The organism is Pseudoalteromonas sp. R86517, assembly GCF_042466295.1.
Taxonomy (GTDB): domain Bacteria; phylum Pseudomonadota; class Gammaproteobacteria; order Enterobacterales; family Alteromonadaceae; genus Pseudoalteromonas; species Pseudoalteromonas atlantica.
On record NZ_JAXHCB010000001.1, the window covers coordinates 2740839 to 2758834 of the forward strand.

The 17996-nt window shown below is 40.6% G+C and carries 18 protein-coding genes; 6 read left to right on the forward strand and 12 right to left on the reverse strand.

The features are described from left to right. Nucleotides 1–83: 83 nt before the first annotated feature. On the reverse strand, nucleotides 84–482 hold the full coding sequence (locus SJY38_RS12505) for an META domain-containing protein (RefSeq protein WP_004589048.1): 399 nt from the start codon (nucleotides 480–482) through the stop codon (nucleotides 84–86). 311 nt (nucleotides 483–793) lie between these two features. Next, nucleotides 794–1198: a thioesterase family protein gene (locus SJY38_RS12510; protein ID WP_004589047.1), complete on the reverse strand. Its 405-nt coding sequence runs from the start codon at nucleotides 1196–1198 to the stop codon at nucleotides 794–796. Nucleotides 1199–1281: 83 nt separating this feature from the next. Here SJY38_RS12510 and SJY38_RS12515 point away from each other — a divergent pair, with 83 nt between their 5' ends. Then, on the forward strand, nucleotides 1282–3399 hold the full coding sequence (locus SJY38_RS12515) for a TonB-dependent receptor (RefSeq protein ID WP_171038594.1): 2118 nt from the start codon (nucleotides 1282–1284) through the stop codon (nucleotides 3397–3399). 200 nt (nucleotides 3400–3599) lie between these two features. Here SJY38_RS12515 and epmA read toward each other — a convergent pair whose 3' ends face one another. Then, entirely contained in the window at nucleotides 3600–4574 is a 975-nt protein-coding gene (gene epmA / locus SJY38_RS12520; protein ID WP_377109886.1) for an elongation factor P--(R)-beta-lysine ligase, read from the reverse strand. 56 nt (nucleotides 4575–4630) lie between these two features. Next, the gene (gene efp / locus SJY38_RS12525; RefSeq protein WP_004587956.1) at nucleotides 4631–5197 is read right to left on the reverse strand and encodes an elongation factor P; all 567 of its coding nucleotides are present in this window, start codon (nucleotides 5195–5197) and stop codon (nucleotides 4631–4633) included. Between the two features lie 41 nt (nucleotides 5198–5238). On the opposite strand from efp, the gene epmB reads away from it, so the two are divergent. After that, the gene (gene epmB / locus SJY38_RS12530) at nucleotides 5239–6264 is read left to right on the forward strand and encodes an EF-P beta-lysylation protein EpmB (RefSeq protein ID WP_377109887.1); all 1026 of its coding nucleotides are present in this window, start codon (nucleotides 5239–5241) and stop codon (nucleotides 6262–6264) included. Nucleotides 6265–6561: 297 nt separating this feature from the next. Here the strand turns inward: epmB and SJY38_RS12535 are convergent, their stop codons facing one another. Continuing rightward, a complete protein-coding gene (locus SJY38_RS12535) occupies nucleotides 6562–6771 on the reverse strand; it encodes a hypothetical protein (RefSeq protein ID WP_273605548.1) in 210 nt (69 codons plus the stop codon). An 82-nt stretch (nucleotides 6772–6853) separates the two neighbouring features. Between SJY38_RS12535 and SJY38_RS12540 the strand changes: the two genes are divergently transcribed. After that, a complete protein-coding gene (locus SJY38_RS12540; protein WP_004587953.1) occupies nucleotides 6854–7144 on the forward strand; it encodes a hypothetical protein in 291 nt (96 codons plus the stop codon). Between the two features lie 89 nt (nucleotides 7145–7233). Here SJY38_RS12540 and SJY38_RS12545 read toward each other — a convergent pair whose 3' ends face one another. Further along, a complete protein-coding gene (locus tag SJY38_RS12545) occupies nucleotides 7234–7725 on the reverse strand; it encodes a DUF3016 domain-containing protein (protein ID WP_029773263.1) in 492 nt (163 codons plus the stop codon). A 395-nt stretch (nucleotides 7726–8120) separates the two neighbouring features. After that, the gene (locus SJY38_RS12550; protein WP_004587951.1) at nucleotides 8121–8612 is read right to left on the reverse strand and encodes a DUF3016 domain-containing protein; all 492 of its coding nucleotides are present in this window, start codon (nucleotides 8610–8612) and stop codon (nucleotides 8121–8123) included. Between the two features lie 187 nt (nucleotides 8613–8799). On the opposite strand from SJY38_RS12550, the gene galE reads away from it, so the two are divergent. Beyond that, nucleotides 8800–9816 carry a UDP-glucose 4-epimerase GalE gene (gene galE / locus SJY38_RS12555; RefSeq protein ID WP_064386952.1) on the forward strand — a complete coding sequence of 339 codons (1017 nt, stop codon included), beginning with the start codon at nucleotides 8800–8802 and terminating at the stop codon, nucleotides 9814–9816. A gap of 321 nt (nucleotides 9817–10137) precedes the next feature. On the opposite strand, the gene zapE is transcribed toward galE, so the two are convergent. Beyond that, complete coding sequence (gene zapE / locus SJY38_RS12560) at nucleotides 10138–11247, reverse strand: cell division protein ZapE (protein WP_377109888.1); 1110 nt, start codon at nucleotides 11245–11247, stop codon at nucleotides 10138–10140. Between the two features lie 59 nt (nucleotides 11248–11306). On the opposite strand from zapE, the gene rsuA reads away from it, so the two are divergent. Then, entirely contained in the window at nucleotides 11307–12005 is a 699-nt protein-coding gene (gene rsuA / locus SJY38_RS12565; RefSeq protein ID WP_377109889.1) for a 16S rRNA pseudouridine(516) synthase RsuA, read from the forward strand. A gap of 26 nt (nucleotides 12006–12031) precedes the next feature. Here rsuA and SJY38_RS12570 read toward each other — a convergent pair whose 3' ends face one another. Further along, on the reverse strand, nucleotides 12032–12385 hold the full coding sequence (locus tag SJY38_RS12570) for a four helix bundle protein (protein ID WP_377109890.1): 354 nt from the start codon (nucleotides 12383–12385) through the stop codon (nucleotides 12032–12034). A gap of 148 nt (nucleotides 12386–12533) precedes the next feature. Next, entirely contained in the window at nucleotides 12534–13307 is a 774-nt protein-coding gene (locus tag SJY38_RS12575) for a YggN family protein (RefSeq protein WP_377109891.1), read from the reverse strand. Nucleotides 13308–13808: 501 nt separating this feature from the next. Between SJY38_RS12575 and SJY38_RS12580 the strand changes: the two genes are divergently transcribed. Continuing rightward, complete coding sequence (locus tag SJY38_RS12580; protein WP_377109892.1) at nucleotides 13809–15251, forward strand: capsule assembly Wzi family protein; 1443 nt, start codon at nucleotides 13809–13811, stop codon at nucleotides 15249–15251. Nucleotides 15252–15542: 291 nt separating this feature from the next. On the opposite strand, the gene galU is transcribed toward SJY38_RS12580, so the two are convergent. Continuing rightward, on the reverse strand, nucleotides 15543–16463 hold the full coding sequence (galU, locus tag SJY38_RS12585) for a UTP--glucose-1-phosphate uridylyltransferase GalU (RefSeq protein WP_377109894.1): 921 nt from the start codon (nucleotides 16461–16463) through the stop codon (nucleotides 15543–15545). Between the two features lie 195 nt (nucleotides 16464–16658). Then, complete coding sequence (locus SJY38_RS12590; RefSeq protein ID WP_377109895.1) at nucleotides 16659–17825, reverse strand: nucleotide sugar dehydrogenase; 1167 nt, start codon at nucleotides 17823–17825, stop codon at nucleotides 16659–16661. Nucleotides 17826–17996: the final 171 nt, after the last annotated feature.

Sequence of the window (17996 nt, forward strand, 5' to 3'; positions counted from 1 at the left end):
GATTTGCTATTTTTATCAAATCAGCGTTGAGTGTACGCCAGTTAAAAATTGCCTGCAAGGGGCAGTTTTAAATACTCATGCCACTACTTTGCAATAAATAAAAAAGTTTGATCGCCCTGCATAACTAATTGTGAGCCTTGCATGGTAAGCGTTGCACCTTCTCTTAGCGCTTGTAAAAACTGCTGCTCTAGCTCATCAACGTCTGCTCCGCACGACTTACGCGTCATACCAAGTTTATTAACGCTAATACTGCTGTCTTTAAGCTCGCCTTCACCAAAAAACTTATTACATCCTGCAAACCCGTTTACTTGCAACGCTTCAATAAAGCTCATTGATGCACTGTAAGAGGCCGGCACAGCTAAACCATCAACCTTTGATAGTTGCCATTGTGTGTACTTTAGCTGCTCAGTGGTCACCGTCCCTGTGGCTGTACAACCAATACATAAACCGATTAAAAGCATCGGTAGTGCTGCTAATTTCATGCTATTTCTAACTAAATATTTAATTACCGTAATAGTAACAATTTTTATGCGGTTTATCCGTTAAAAATGCATGTTTTAAATGTAAATTTTTGTTCTATGATAGTTTAGAGAGTGTTGAACTTTGCAGATTAAAACGTGTTCACAGTAAGGGGGCTTTAATCGCTTTGCTTGGTTTGTAACTTAGTGGGCTCGATAACAGCACCTACGCTACCCGCTATTTACGATAAACAATCCCACTGCCTAGGCGCTGCTTTAAAACAAACTAGGTTAAATTTAATCCCAAAGGTCACAACCCCTAAAAATTATACCCGCTAATCTTGGGTGTAATTTTTAAATAAGTTATCTATTTCGGGAGGTAAAAAAGGGCGCCCTTTTTCATTAACCGAGGTGCCTATAACCTTGGCTTGTAGCATTACTTTGTTGTCGTGTTTACGCACTAAGGTTTGCTTAAACGCAAACTTTATACGGCTTATACGCTCAGGTTCAACTGCTATATAAAATTCATCATCTGGTACAAGCGAATGTTTATAATCAACCTCACTGCGTATCACCACTAAATTAACTTTTTGCTTTGCTAGTAGTGCAAAATCAACCCCATTTGCAAATAAAAACTCATGGCGAGCATGCTCTAAATAATTAAAGTACACACTGTTATTTACAATTCCTTGTAGGTCACATTCGTAATGGCGCACTTTAAAATCAACTTTAAAGGTCATATTAGTAATCCTGATTATTTAACGTATAATCGCTGCGTTATAACACAAGTATTAAAATAATTGCTACCATACGAGTCCCCAAAATGGAGTTAAGTAACCTAATGAACTTACGTTTGTCTTTAATTACTGCGGCGTTATTACCGCTAATTAGTACACCACTTATAGCAAACGCTGATGACAGCGACCTAGAACGAATTGTTGTTACAGGCGACTTTCAACGTGAAAGCATTCAAACATTAAGCGCTAGCGCTAGCCTATTTAGCAAAGATGAAATTAATCAACGTGGTGCAAGTTACTTAGACGAAATGCTAGGTAGTACAGCCAACGTAAACTTTACATCTGGTGCGTCTCGTGGTCGTTATATTCAAATTCGTGGAGTGGGACTTCGTTCACAATTTGTAGATCCAATTAACCCATCGGTTGGCTTAGTCATTGACGGCATTAACTACTCGGGTTTAGGTGGCAGCTCATTATTATTTGATATAGACCAGGTAGAAATTTACCGCGGCCCACAAGGCACTCGCTTTGGTGCAGACGGCATGGCCGGTATGATCCAAATGGAATCAGCTCAGGCAACTGCCGATCCTAGCTTAAAATTACAAGTGGGTATGGGTACTTATAACTCGCGCGAAGCAGGCCTTGCAGCAAGTACTGGATTAACCGACGACACAAGTGCCCGCGTCAGCTACTTCCGTAGAAAATCAGATGGCTACGTAGATAACCTATATTTAAACGACGAAACTCAACAACAAGATGAGCAAGTAGCCCGCTTTAAATTAAACAGCCAACTTACTGAGCATTTAAACACAGAGTTAAACCTGCACTACATAGATATAAACAACGGCTACGATGCGTTCACGCTTGATAACAGCCGTAATAGTGTAGCCGACGAGCCGGGCCAAGATAATCAACAAAGCTACGCCATTGGTATTAATAATACCTACACAGGCTTTGATGCCTTTGATGTAAGCTTAAACCTTTCAGCCATTGATACAGAGCTACTTTACAGCTTTGATGAAGACTGGGTATGTAACGATGCAAGCGAGCCACAATTATGTGCAGCTGGCCTACACCCTTGGGGTTATAGCTCAACCGATGTGTACACGCGTGATCGCGATGATCAATCGGCTAATTTACAGTTTAATTCTAAAACAGGTAACTGGGTTGCCGGTGTTTACTATCAAAACCGCGACGTAGATTTAGAGCGCGAATACACTTGGCTTGCAAGTCCATTTGCATCAACCTACGAAACCAGTAACGTAGCTGTTTACGGCCAAGTAGCCACACCTATTGGCCCTAAAACCACGCTCATTACCGGTTTACGTGTAGAGCAATACCAAGGTGATTACACCGACAGCAACGGCTTTATTGAAGAGACTGACGACGTAATGGTAGGCGGTAAAATAGCACTTGAATACCAAGTGATTGACCGTACTATGATCTACACCAGCATTACCCGTGGTTATAAAGCTGGCGGTATTAATTCAGAAGCATTAGCCAAAGCTAAAGATGAAGGCTTAAACCTAGATGCTGATTTTTTCCAGCAGCATACAAGCTTTGACCCAGAATACCTTTGGAGCGGCGAGTTTGGCGTTAAGGGTTCATCGCTTGATGATAAATTTACCCTGCGTTTAGCAGCATTTTATATGCACCGCGACAACATTCAGTTAAAAGCATGGCAAGTAGAAGGTCAGCAATTTACAGGCTACGTTGATAACGCAAGCTCTGGTAGCAACTACGGGCTAGAAGTTGAAGGTAGTTACCAACTTACCGAAGACTTATTCTTAACAGGTAGTGCGGGTTACTTAAACACAGAAATTGACGACTTTGTAACGCAATCTGGCTTAAATCAAGACGGTCGTGAGCAAGCGCAATCACCTAAATACCAATACGCATTTAGCGCACGTTACAACTTTACTAATGAGCTGTACGGTATGATTGGTGTTGAAGGTAAGGACGATTACTACTTCTCCGATAGCCATAATTCAAAAGCACCCAGCAGCAATTTAGTAAACCTAAGTTTAGGCTACGAAGCCGACATGTGGGCAGTGCGCGCATGGGCACGTAACGTATTTGACGAAGAAGTACCAACCCGCGGCTTTGAGTTTGGTAACGACCCACTTGATGGCTACGCTACACACACCTACGTGCAATTAGGTGAACCAAGAGTAGCGGGTATAACGTTTACGTTAGAGCTGTAAGCTGTTAGCTGTTAGCTGTTAGCTGTTAGCTGTTAGCTGTTAGCTGTTAGCTGTTAGAAAAAATAAATATTAAGCACCGCGTTTACAATAAACGCGGTGCTTTTTTATTGGTAGGCGTGAAGCTTGCTCACGCAAAAAGCAAAAGCGTAAATAGATTTTATATCAACGCGCCAGCAAGCAAGGCGCCTATAGGCCATGCATCACGCCCTATCTACATCAAACGCGATGACTTCTTTTATTGTATCTTTAGCGGTGGCTAGCATAACTAACCTGTCTATCCCCATAGCAACACCTGCGCATTGCGGTAAGCCGTGCTCAAGTGCGGCGATTAAACGGGTATCCATAGGCACGTGGTTTAACCCATTGGCGGCGCGATAAGCGTTATCTTCATCAAAGCGCTTTGCCTGCTCTTTAGCATTAGTTAGCTCATTAAAGCCATTCGCTAATTCCATATTTTTATAATAAAGCTCAAAGCGCCCTGCTACGCGGTTATCATGCTCACAAATTTGTGCCAATGCCGCTTGCGATGCCGGAAAGTGATACACAAAACACGGCTTAGTTTGCCCAATAGTTGGCTCTACTTTCATACAAAATAACAGCTGTAGCAAGGTATCTTTATTGGTTTCGTTTTCGGCTATATCGGCAAAGCCGTGATCGCAGGCAAGTGTTTGCAATTGTCTAAGCGTAGCTGTTAATGGGTCAAGCGCTAACACTTGCTCAAATGCTTGTTGGTAAGTAAGACGCTCTGCAGGCTCTACATTTAAAATCAGCTGCATCAGCTCATCCATTTCATCCATTAATGCAAACTCATCAAACCCAGGGCGATACCACTCAAGCATGGTAAATTCGGGGTTATGATGGCGTCCCGCTTCTTCGTTTCTAAATGCTTTACAAAGCTGAAATATGGGCCCTGAGCCTGCTGCTAACAAACGCTTCATTGCAAATTCAGGCGATGTTTGTAAATAAAGCGGCAAGCCACCAGCATGGCCTGGGCCTACAAACTGCGTATTAAAACTTGCTAAATGCACATCGGTTACACTGGCACTGCTTAAGCTCGGTGTTTCTACTTCCATTACATTACGCGTATAAAAAAACTCACGAATAGTTCTCAGTATGGCTGCACGTTGCTTAAGGGTGTTTATGCTTGCACTAGGTGCCCAAGGTGTTGCTGACATATTTTCTCCAAAAAAAATCCCAGCTTAAGCCGGGATTTTATAAACCGTACTCAAGCTTACTTAACACGGCCTACGTATTCACCGCTACGGGTGTCTACTTTAATTACTTCACCAATTTGTACGAATAATGGAACGCGTACTACTGCACCAGTGCTAAGCGTTGCAGGTTTACCGCCTGTGCCCGCTGTATCGCCTTTAAGGCCAGGATCAGTTTCAGTGATCTCAAGCTCAACAAAGTTAGGTGGAGTAACCGCGATTGGGCTACCGTTCCATAATGTAATAGTACATACATCGTTTTCTACTAACCATTTAACGGCATCGCCAAGTGCTTTTTCGTCAGCGGCAATTTGTTCAAATGTTTCGTTGTTCATGAAATGCCAAAACTCACCGTCTGTGTATAGGTACGCTAAGTCGGTATCCATTACATCGGCGCCTTCAACTGATTCACCCGATTTAAAGGTTTTTTCAAGCACCTTACCAGAGATAAGTTTGCGGATACGAACACGGTTAAACGCCTGGCCTTTACCAGGTTTTACCATTTCATTTTCTAAAATACTGCAAGGTTCGCCGTCCATCATAATTTTTAGGCCGCCCTTGAACTCGTTGGTGCTATAATTCGCCATCGTTTCCTCTATTTAATTTTTTTCGAGTAATCTACGTGCCAATGATACAAAGAAATGAAGCAAATTTGCATAAAAACTGGCAAAAAGAATTAGCAAATGTAGTTACCTGCCCAAAAACCTTGCTTGAAATGGTCGGTTTATCGAGCCAAGCCCATGAAAACGACCTAAAAGCCCGCAGTTTATTTCCGGTACGCGTGCCAGTCCCTTTTATAAAAAAAATACGCAAGGGCGATGCAAACGACCCCTTATTGCTACAAGTTATGCCACGCCATCAAGAGTTTTTAACCAAAAAAGGTTTTAATAAAGACCCTTTACTAGAGCAAGACAACGAACAGCCAGGGCTTTTACATAAATATAAATCCCGTGTTTTAATTATGTTTAAAACTGGCTGTGCAGTAAATTGCCGTTACTGCTTTAGACGCCACTTCCCGTATCAAGAAAACCAGCTTAATAAAAAAAGCCTGCTTGATGCGCTGAGCTATATAAAATCAGATGCCAACATAAACGAAGTGATTTTAAGTGGTGGCGACCCACTTATGGCCAAAGACGATGCCATTAGCTGGTTTTTAGATGAGCTTGAGCAATTACCTCAAATTAAACGCATGCGAATACACAGCCGTTTACCCGTTGTAATACCTGCGCGGATTACCGATGAGCTGTGCGCGAGGCTAAAGCAATCACCGCTAAAAATTATATTTATTAACCATATAAATCACGCCAACGAAATAGACGACGAGTTTAAAGCCGCCATGCAAAAGCTAAAGCAAGCAGGCGTAACGTTATTAAACCAGGCAGTTATTTTAAAAGAGGTGAACGACACCGTTGAGGCACAAATAAATTTAAGTGAGGCGTTATTTGATGCCGACGTACTGCCATACTATTTATATTTGCTAGATAAGGTTGAAGGCGCAAGCCACTTTGATATAGAAGAGCCACAGGCCATAAAAATAATGGCAGAACTATTAAAAGCCCTGCCTGGATTTTTAGTGCCTAAATTAGTAAGAGAAATAGGCGGTCAAAAAAGCAAAACACCTATCGACCTTAAGTTAGGGCGTGTTAACCTTTGATGGTTGAATTTGCAGCAGTATGTTTGGCTTTTAGGCAAGGCTGAGCCTGTGTAGTGTGGTTATTCCCCATAAATAGGCGATAACGCAGCATAAATGCCAAACATGCGCTGCCCTTCGGGTTCTTCCTAGGGGCGATAAACTCTTTGTTGCCTACATGGATGTAGGTAAGGGGCGTGAGCAGGACGCGGAAGCTTTACTCGGTTTTTACTTAGCCCACTAGGTTACAAACCTCGCGCCGCGATTTAATCGCCCCTAGATTGAACAAATTTCAATCCGCAAAGATCAACACGCCCTAGTTTAAACGTATATATTTACATTGTTACCCAGTGTTGCAGTGACCGACTGAGCCGGTGATTGCGCATTTGTTGGCTGGGCAGCACCTTCAATTAGTGCAAGTGCTGCTGCGCCATCTGCTAATTGCTGCTTTTTAGACAAAGCAGCGGTATATACTTCACCACCTTGGCCAGAGCTAGACATAGCGGGTAGATTTCCACCTGATATATTCATCGTTATAAGCCTTAATCAACCTGACATTTAAATGTAATCCAAGTACTATATCGGCAATGCAGTACAAAGCTTTAGGAAAACCATGGATTCTATAATTGAACAACTCAACGCTAACTTAAAAATTGTTTATCGCCAAGCACTTGATGCCGACAAAAAACTAGATGAGCTACAGCAACAAGGCCACGGTAAATTTAAAGCCTTGTTCCCAGCTGATGCCGGATTTAGTTTTGAAGCTAAACGCTTTAAGCCATACGTACTTGATGTAGCAGCCGATGTAGAAAGCTTAAGCACAGATGGTTTTGATGAAGAAAAGCTTAAAACAACGGTTATTAAGCTACAACAGTTACTTACCCTGCTCGCTACGTTTAAGTAGCTAAAAATTAAAGTTTAATTTAGTAAACATCAAATACAAAAAATGCCGATAATGTTTATCGGCATTTTTTATTTATTTTGTAACTGTATTTAACTTATATTAGATAAAACTTTTGAATGAAACCAGTTAGTTACTAAGCGTTTTTCATAATAAAATGATCTAGAGGTTGAGCGCTTAATTTTATCTAAATAGCCTCTATCTTTTAATAACACTTCTGTGGCGTGGTTCACAACTTCACCCTGCGGATTAGTTACCGTGTAAGACAGCTTAATTTGTGGGTAATGAAATGGTTGAATTACTCTTATTTTTTTAGCGCCAGAAAACTCAATAGCACCTGCTAAATCAAGATCTGCAACCTCTACATTTAATTTATATCCACTTGGTAATTTTTCAGCTAACTTCGCAAAATGCTTTTCAAAGTTAATAGTAATTTGCTTTTCAAAAGAAGTTGGTGATTGATTTGCTGCACGCACATCGCGGTAATTGTCAAAATCTTGCCATTTAACTGCAGACTCACCAGCTTGTGCAATACCAATAGAACTTAAACCCATTACTAACGTTAGTAATTTTAAACTTTTCATAATCTTCTCCATGTGAACTATCAAAAGTCAACGCAAGTACAGCACATTCAATTTAAAACAATAAACCAGAACACTTACACTGATGACATTAGTTTAAATTAGCAGCAAAAATTTTTAATGTAAAGTTAGGTACATCCCTATATTGATAAAACACAATCAAAAAGTAATTTAATCACTTAATTGCCAGCTTGAAATGCAAAAGCTAATAACTCTCTTTGTACGCATAATCAAAATGATAAAAAAGCCTACTTATACTTAAGCTCCGCTTGATAAAACTAATTTTAATAAGGAAAACTATAAATCGCTGTTTTTAGTCTGCAATAGTTGCTTACTTTAGCCGCTACCTTTAAGTCATTTTGATTTTGTAACTTACCGCTTTTACTGGCAAGTTTAATTTAATCAATACTTGCTAAAATTTGCTCGCCAAACCATTCGGTTATTAAGCGTTTTTCATAAAAAAACGGCTCGTCGCGACCCATTTTAATTTTATCCATAAAGCCCATGTCTTTAAGCTCTACATCGTCCTCTTCACTCACTACGCTCCCTTTATTATCGCTTAGCGAGTAATTGAGCTTAATGCGCGGAAAATAAATAGGTTTTACTACGCGTATTTCATCCATACCGCCATAGCGTACGTCCCCTGCTAAATCGATATCGGTTATTTCTAAATTTAGCTTGTAGCCTTTTGGCAATTGCTCGGCAAGTTTAGAAAAATGTTTTTCGAACTGAGTAGCAATTTGTTTGTGGTACGACGCTTTACCCTGGCTAGATGCGCGCACATCGCGGTAGTCTTTAAAATCTTGCCACTTAACTACAGATTCTCCAGCGTGTGCAAATGCAGGTAACGTGATACACATTGCCATAGCGATTGTTTTAACTGAATTCATAGCATTCTCCAAAGGGGCAGTACTAATTATTTAGACTTAGCCCAGTAATAGACCATACAAGTTTAACACTAGTTTATTAACCATTACTTAATTAACCTATTTTAATACGCTTTTAAAATAAAGCATGTAAATAGTAAGAATATATGATGAAATTAAGATAATTGAAAAAGGTATCCACGGAGCATTCATGGCAATTTTAGTAACAGGCGGCGCAGGCTACATAGGCTCACACACCGTTTTAGAACTTTTACAGCAAGGCAGCGAAGTTGTTGTTGTTGATAATTTAAGTAACGCATCAAAAGAGTCGCTTGCACGCGTAAAGCAAATCACAGGCAAAGAAGCCACGTTTTACCAAGGCGACATTCTTGATAAAGTTTTTTTAGATGCCATTTTTACAAGGCACACTATAGAGAGCGTTATTCATTTTGCTGGCTTAAAGTCGGTTGGTGAGTCGGTCGCTAAACCTGTTGAGTACTATCAAACAAACGTACAAGGTACGCTAACACTTGTAGATGCCATGCGTGATGCAGGCGTATTTAAATTAGTATTTAGCTCATCAGCCACAGTTTACGGCGACCCTGCAAGCTTACCGATTAAAGAAGACTTCCCGGTAGGTGGCACAACTAATCCGTACGGCACATCAAAACTGATGGTTGAGATGATGCTGCAAGATATTGCTAAATCAGATGAGCGTTTTGCATTTGCTATTTTGCGTTACTTTAACCCAGTGGGCGCACATGAGTCAGGCTTAATTGGCGAAGATCCAAATGGTATTCCTAATAACTTATTACCATTTATTGCCCAAGTTGCAGTAGGTAAATTAAAGCAGCTTGCTGTATTTGGTGATGACTACGACACCGTTGATGGCACTGGTGTACGCGACTATATTCACGTTGTAGATTTAGCGATGGGGCATTTAAAAGCGCTTGATAAAATTGCCAACAATACCGGCGCACTTGTATATAACCTTGGCACAGGCAATGGTTACTCTGTACTGCAAATGGTTAACGCCTTTATAAAAGCCAGCGGCCAAGACGTTCCTTATCAAGTATCGCCTCGTCGCCCTGGCGATATTGCTGCATGTTACGCAGCGCCAGAAAAAGCACTTAATGAGCTAGGCTGGGAAGCGGTGCGTGGAATAGATGCCATGATGGAAGACACATGGCGTTGGCAGTCAAACAACCCTAATGGTTATAAAAGTTAATTAAAAAATACTTTATAAATTTTGCCTGTTTCACAAGCAGGCAAATCACCTATAAATAAATTTACTAACGCGCTAATTTTTTAATGGAGACGTAGAGCTTGCTCACGTTAGAAGCGAAGCTTCTCATAGCTTTATCAAAGGGGTTTAACACAACGTAAAAGCGCTGCTTTTAAACGCCAGCAAGCTGCGCGCCTACAACACCCACTGCACCTGTGTTATTTTAGTCGTAGGCGTGAAGCTTGCTCACGCACAAAGTTGAAATACCAGTATTTTTATACCAACGCGCAAGCAAAGCGCCTATAAACTTAGCGTCAGCGCTAATTACCAATTTTGCATTTCGACAATACGCGACTGCGTTCGCGCATATTCAAAGCTCAGCTTTTGCCCCTGATACAAATACTCAACGTGCGCGTGGGCGTTAATAACTAATAACTTGTGGCAATCGTAAAACTCGTCCACCAATGCAATAAAGCGCCGCGCTTCGTCATCTAAATAATGCTCATTGAGGGTTTGTTTTTCGCGTTGATAACTGTCTTCAATACCATGCACTATTACTTTACCTGTTGCGCCTACACCCATTTTTGGTACATTTTCTATATATAAAATATCAAACTGCTTGGCTAAAAACATATAATCGTAAGCGCTACGCGCTCCTGAACAAAGCGCCATAAAATCGATCATTAATGCATTATCTGCGGTTAATAAACACGGTAAGCTGCGGGAGTGTACCTGTAAAATTTGGTTTTCCTTTGCTTGCGGATACTGAGATAAAAACTGCTTTTTAAACTCGCTTATAGGTAAATTAATAAAATAATGGCGGCTATTTTTACCATACCTAAAGCGATGATCATCCTGCCCTTCAACACTAATTACATGGCAATAATTTTTAATTAAATCGATTGTGGGTAAAAACCGCGCGCGCTGTAGGCCATTGCGATAAAGCTGCTCAGGTTTTGCGTTAGAAGTTGCCACCAGCACTACCCCACTATCAAACAAGGCGTTAAATAACCTTGCCATAATCATTGCATCGCCAATGTCGCTAACAAAAAACTCATCAAAACACAGCACTTTTATATCTTTCGCCCATTGTTTAGCAATTAACGTGAGAGGGTTTTTATGACCTTGTAGCTGGGCAAGTTGCGTGTGTATTTGCGCCATAAAGTGATGAAAATGCAGCCGCTTCTTACGCTCAGTGGGTAAGTTTTTATAAAATAAATCCATTAACATGGATTTACCCCGCCCCACCGGCCCATGCAAATAAATACCTTTAATTAACGGCGCTTTTTTCCACCAAGGTGTTTTTATGTGTAACTGTATACTTAGGTTATTTAACGCGTTTACCGCATTTTGCTGAGCGCTATCAACACACAGTTCACCCGTATCTATTTTTGCTTGGTAAAGCCTTAAAATTTGTGGGTAGTTTACTGACATGGGGTTTCACTATCGGCTATAATCGCCGCCATTGTAGCCGACTAAAAATGTGAACCAAAATGAAATTCCCTTGCCGCTTAGATAAATTTATTAGCCACCTAGCCGAGCTACCACGCTCAAAAGCTCGCGCGGGTATTAAACGCCAAGAAGTGCAAGTAAATGGGGAAATTGTTAGCGCGTTCGATTTTCAAGTAACCCAGCAAGATGAAGTAACATTTGCTGGTGAGCCTATGGTATTTTTAGGCAAGCGCTACTTTATGCTACACAAACCTGTAGGCTACGTGTGTGCCAATGTAGATGAACTACACCCCACCGTATTTGATTTGCTCGATGAGCCAAATATGGCCGACTTTCATGTAGCAGGTCGCCTTGATATAGACACCACCGGCTTAGTACTTATTACTAACGATGGCGATTGGTCGCACCGTATTACCTCGCCAAAGCACAACAAATTAAAAACCTACTTAGTAGAAACACAAGAGCCTATAACCGAAGAAGCATTAGAACAACTACGCAACGGCGTACAACTTCACAACGAAAAAGATCTTACCCGCCCAGCTAAAGCAGAAGCACTTGCCACCTACAGCTTACGTTTATCAATCAGCGAAGGTAAATACCACCAAGTTAAACGCATGTTAGCCGCGGTAGGTAACAAAGTGGTAGAGCTACACCGCGAGCAAATAGGCAATATTATACTGGACGAAAACTTAGCAAGTGGAGAGTATAGGGAGTTAAAAGAGGGAGAGGTAAAACTATAGAGCGGTCAGCGGTCAGCGGTCAGCGGTCAGCGGTCAGCGGTCATTTTTAATGTTGCGATTAAACTAGTCAACATTTTTGAAAGCGCTACGGTTTCATCAAGCCACTTTCGACCAACGGACTTATCTATATAACGAATATCTATTCCAATATAAATTTGCGTTCTTGCTTCAGCTATTGATGAGCGAGCGATATCTAAAAACCTCACTTTTTCTTTATTGCTGTCTCTTGTCATTCCCTCGGCTATATTACTAGGAACAGACAAGCCAGAGCGCGTTAATTGATCTCTAAATCCGTAATCTTTTATAGTGCTAGTCGCTTTATAAATATCAGCACTTAAGCGAGCAGATCGTTTCCATACTTCCAAGTTTTCAAAGTTCATGGGCTAAATCCTAGCTATTTACTGTTAGCTTAGAAGTATTTCAAGAAATAGAAACCCTAAACGCAATTAAAGCCTAAAACTGACAGCTGACAGCTGACAGCTAAAAGCTAATAACTAACAGCTTATAACTAATAACTCCCCACTTTCCTTACGATTTTATCTGTACTAAATCAAAGTCAGCCATGCCTGGTACAATCGCTTGCAAGCGTGATTCGGTCACATCGAGTGCGTTTAAACATTCACAGTATTCAGAGGCTTTAAGCTCAAGTTGCTGAGCCTTTTTTTGCAGTGATTTATCTATTTCTTTCGAGATAATATCCATACGTTGGCCTATGTCGTTAATGCGGTCTTCAATATTACCTTCGCGTGATTTAAACGCATCACCAAGCGATATTAAAATAGCCCCTAACGAACCATGTACGGCAGAGTGTATTTGCTGGCTAATTTCTTTAGTGAAAAAATCATCTATTTGCGAAAGCGACTGTGGCGCGATAAAAAAGAAGTCATCACCGCGCTTAAATTTGTCCATAAGCGCACGCTCTACGTACTGGAGCTGGGTTTTTAGCACCTCTGGCTCTTTGTCAGACATCCCCTCGACTACATGTTCAATGGCGCTTAAACCTAAGTTAACACCATCGGTAGCCAAATTAACAAGCTCCGGCACCGTATGGCGAATACCATTGCTAAATTGCTCAAGTACTTTGCTTTCTTCAGTGCTTAAATCAACCCAGTAACCTCGAATAAAAAGCTGATTGTTATTATTAATTTGTACGCGTGTTTGGCCTTTATCAAGAATACGTATAACGTCGTCAGTGATAATTAAGCCATGACTAAGCTCAACATCGCACTGTGACTGAGCTAAAACTGCAGAGCTTGAAAGTGCTAAACACAACGCCAATATCGAACGAGATAACAACGCCATATACACCTCAACAAGCTAAAAAAGGAAGGCAAGTAGGTTAACAAAAAACCAACTTTATGCAAGAAAAATAGCTATCTCGAAGAGCTTATAATGTACCAAACGCCAGCAAGTAAATTTATTTACCCCAGCGTCAATTCCGGCGGCAAACGTAGAGCTTGCACACGTTAGAAGCGAAGCTTCTCATTAATTATTAAATTACCACCGAGGCCACCGTAGCGCTTTGCACTACACAAAGAAAGCAAGAGCATTAGTTAGTTACTTCTCCCTCTCAGCTCAATGTACTCTGTGGTGACACAATCACTCTAAACCGCCAGCAAGCTGCGCGCCTGTAAAATAAAACTTAACCTCAAAGCTCATTTGGGCTAAAAATGTAGATCTTACCCATACTAAATAACGACTAATCTACGTGGGTTTGAGTCTTTTTCTTTCTTACTTAGTTATTTATTGCTAACCTCGCATTAACGTTTTTTACTTAAACAATTTTTTGCTAACGGAATAATTATGCTAAAAAAAATATCGCTACTTGTCGGGATGGCAATCAGTGCAAATGTAATGGCTAAAGGCGGGGTTTCACCTTATTTACCTTTAAATCAAGTTCCTGAGCTTGAACATCAAGTACAACGCCTTTTAGCTGTAAGTAAAAACACACACATAATGAGTAAGCCCTATAAAGCGCATGATATCTATAGAGTGCTACAGACAGTTAGGCATACTTACCCTGAGTTATATCAAACGCTTTCTTATCAGCTTAGTCCATATGTACAAAGCGACGCAGGCGCTTTTGCAAAGTTAACCATTGCTGCAGGTACTAAAAACAAAACACTGCTAAACCAGCGCGGGCAAACCACAAAAACCAACTTAATTGTTGAAGGCGGAGCATACGCTAACTTTGGCCGGCACTTTGGTGTAAGTGTGGCAGGCATAGCCAACGAAGACGAAATACTTCCAACACAAAGTTTTGTTTACCTAGGTTATAAATACGCACAACTAGATATTGGCTACCGTGAACATTGGTACTCTCCCTTTGAAGACAGCGCCATGCTACTAAGCACACAAGCTAAAACAACACCTTCTATAACAATAAGTAACGTAGAGCCAATCACTAGCTTTAAAATTAGATACGACATGTTTATTAGCCAAATGACAGAGCAAAGCGGCATATTAAAAGAAGGTAAACAAACTGGCGTTGAAAGAGTTTACGAGCCGGGCAAGCCCTATTTATTCGGTTTACATACAAGCTTTGCAGCTACCGATAATTTAACCATTGGTTTAAGCCGCTTAATGCAGTTTGGTGGCGGGCCGCGTAGCGTAACACTAAAAGATTTTGCTGAAGGTTTTTTTACCCCAGGTAGTAAAGACAACATAACAACGGCTGATGCAAATGAATTGGGGGATGATTACGAACTAGGCGACCAACTAGGCTCTATTACATTTGAGTACAACAATAGCATTTATTCACTACCATTTGAATTTTATGGTGAAATCGCATTAGAGGATACCTTAGGAGGTACTCGTAATAACGCCTACAGTTTTGGGCTATTCCTGCCCTTTATTAACAATAACCACAGTTTTCGTTTTGAACACAGTAATTGGCAGCCCGGCTGGTATGGTAACCACTTATACCTTGATGGAAACCGTAACTCGGGGAGTGTGATTGGCCATTGGGCGGGTGATGAGCATGATTATACCGACTACACGCCGGCTAAAATAATGAGTATAAATTGGCATTGGCATTTAAGTTCTATAGAAACACTTAATACCACTATCCGTACGCTTGAAAATAAAAACAGCGGCTATAAAACAGGCTATGAGCTGCAAACAGCCTATACACGTAAGTTAAGCAAACCTATAATGGGGGCACAAAGCTGGGGGGCAGAGCTCTATCAAGGTAAAGATGTATACGGGGAAACATTTTCACGCTTAGCTGTATTTGCAAAATTTTAACGTTTATTAAAAGCGCACCTTAAAGTTTTGCTTTGAATATTTTAGTAGCAGCGAGTTTAACTCGCGTTTGGCACTAATACTCAATACGCGGCATAAAGCCGCGACTACAGCGTTAACTTCTAAAGCGCAGCGTCTCTTAACCTCTTTGTGAATTAATCCTTTAAATTTTTTGTAGGCGTGAAGCTTGCTCACGCAAAACATAATGACTTATCACTAGCAAAATACATACACCCACAAAAAAGCGCGGCATATAGCCGCGCTTACAAATAGTATAGGTTACGCTCTACAATTTTATAAATTTACAACATTATCAGATTTCAAAGTCGACTCATCGTTAATTAATGTAGTTAAGTATTTACCAAAGTCGTCGCCAAGTTTTACATCGCGCATACCGTATTCAACAATCGCTTTTAAGTAACCTAGCTTATCGCCACAGTCGTGCGATCGCCCACTCATATGAAATGCTTCAACGGTTTCTTGGGTCATTAACGCATCAATAGAGTCTGTTAATTGTATTTCACCACCAGCGCCTACTGGCGTTTTAGCAAGAAGCGGCCAAATGTTTTTACTTAACACATAACGACCAACAACAGCAAGGTTTGACGGTGCTTTATCGGCATCGGGTTTTTCAACCATTGTTTTAATTGCCGCACTGTTACCTGGTGTTAGCTGTACACCGTTAATATCAGCAATACCGTATTTGCTTACATCATCTTGTGCTACTGGTTCAAGCATAATTTGGCTGGCATTGGTATCGTTAAAGCGTTTGATCATCGCGGCTAGGTTTTCAGTTTTTTGATCGGCCGTATAAGCATCAAGTATTACATCAGGGAGCAATACAATAAAATCGTCATCGCCTACAATTGGTTTTGCACACAAAATAGCGTGACCTAAACCTTTAGCTTCACCTTGGCGAACACTCATTACAGTTACATCAGCAGGGCAAATAGAGCGTACTTCTTCAAGTAGTGCACGTTTAACACGTTTTTCAAGCGTTGCTTCAAGCTCGTAGCTGGTATCAAAGTGGTTTTCTATGGCGTTTTTAGAGCTATGCGTTACAAGTACAATGTCTTTAATACCGGCAGCTACACACTCACTCACTATGTATTGAATAAGTGGTTTATCTACAATCGGTAGCATTTCTTTTGGAATTGCTTTAGTCATAGGTAACATGCGTGTGCCAAGGCCAGCAACAGGAATAACAGCTTTCATGGGTAGTCCTTTATTTGTAAATTAATTATTTTTAAGTTAACAGGTAAAATGTAGATGGGGGCTGAATGGGAAGGTTTTAGCTTTTGGTTAAATTAATATTTTTTGAAGCTGTAACCCCTCAATGAATCAAGGATGATACATTGAGGGTAAAATAGATTTAGCAGTATATAAATGTTTAGCAAGATTAACCGCTAATCAATCGCTACCAAATAAATCGCGTGTATACACTTTATCTGCAATATCGCTCAGTTCTTCTACCATACGGTTAGAAACCACCACATCAGATATTTGCTTAAATTCGTTTAAGTCTTTTATTACGCGTGAGTGATAAAACTCATTCTCTTCAAGCACGGGCTCATATACAACAACCTCAATACCTTTTGCTTTAATGCGCTTCATAATGCCTTGAATAGAAGACGCCCTAAAGTTATCAGAACCGCTTTTCATTACTAAACGGTACACACCGACAATTTTAGGGCTGCGTTTAATAATTGAGTCTGCAATAAAGTCTTTACGCGTGGTATTGGCATCTACAATAGCGCCAATAATATTGTTTGGCACATCTTGGTAGTTAGCACGCAGTTGCTTAGTATCTTTTGGTAAACAGTAGCCACCGTAACCAAACGACGGATTGTTATAATGACTGCCAATTCTAGGGTCTAGGCCTACACCTTGTATAATTTGTTTAGAGTTTAAGCCATGCGCTTCTGCGTAGCTATCAAGCTCATTAAAGTAAGCTACACGCATGGCAAGGTAAGTGTTAGAAAATAACTTAATAGCCTCGGCTTCTGTTGAGTCAGTAAATAGCACTTCAACATCTTGCTTAATAGCGCCTTGCTTAAGTAAGTTAGCAAAAATAGTTGCGCGCTCGCTTTGCTCACCTACAACAATACGTGACGGGTGTAAGTTATCGTACAGCGCTTTGCCTTCACGTAAAAACTCAGGAGAGAATATTAAGTTTTCAGCATTAAGTTGCTTTTTAATATCAGCCGTAAAGCCTACCGGAATAGTCGACTTAATCACCATAACCGCATTAGGGTTATGCACCATAGTATCTTTAATTACGGCTTCAACAGAGCTAGTATTAAAGTAGTTGTTTTCAACATCGTAGTCAGTGGGTGTAGCTATAATTACGTAATCAGCGTCTTTATAAGCGGCTACCTTGTCAGTAGTGGCTGTAAAATTTAAGTCATCACGCGTTAAAAACTCACTAATTTCTGTATCAACAATGGGTGACTGCTTATCGTTTAAAAGAGCTATTTTTTTCTCGTCAATATCAAGCGCAACCACTTCGTTATGTTGCGACAAAAGCATAGCGTTTGAAAGGCCTACATAGCCTGTACCTACCACGGCAATTTTCATGTTATTCCCTTAATGTTTTCATTGGTAATTAATAAGCATAATTTTATCAGAATTGCCCAATATCATCTATTAGATATTGAGCTCCTAGTACCAACACGGTGATGCCAAACCTAAAAGTAAAAGGTGAAAGGTGAAAGGTGAAATCACGCGCGACAAAAGCCGCGCAATCAA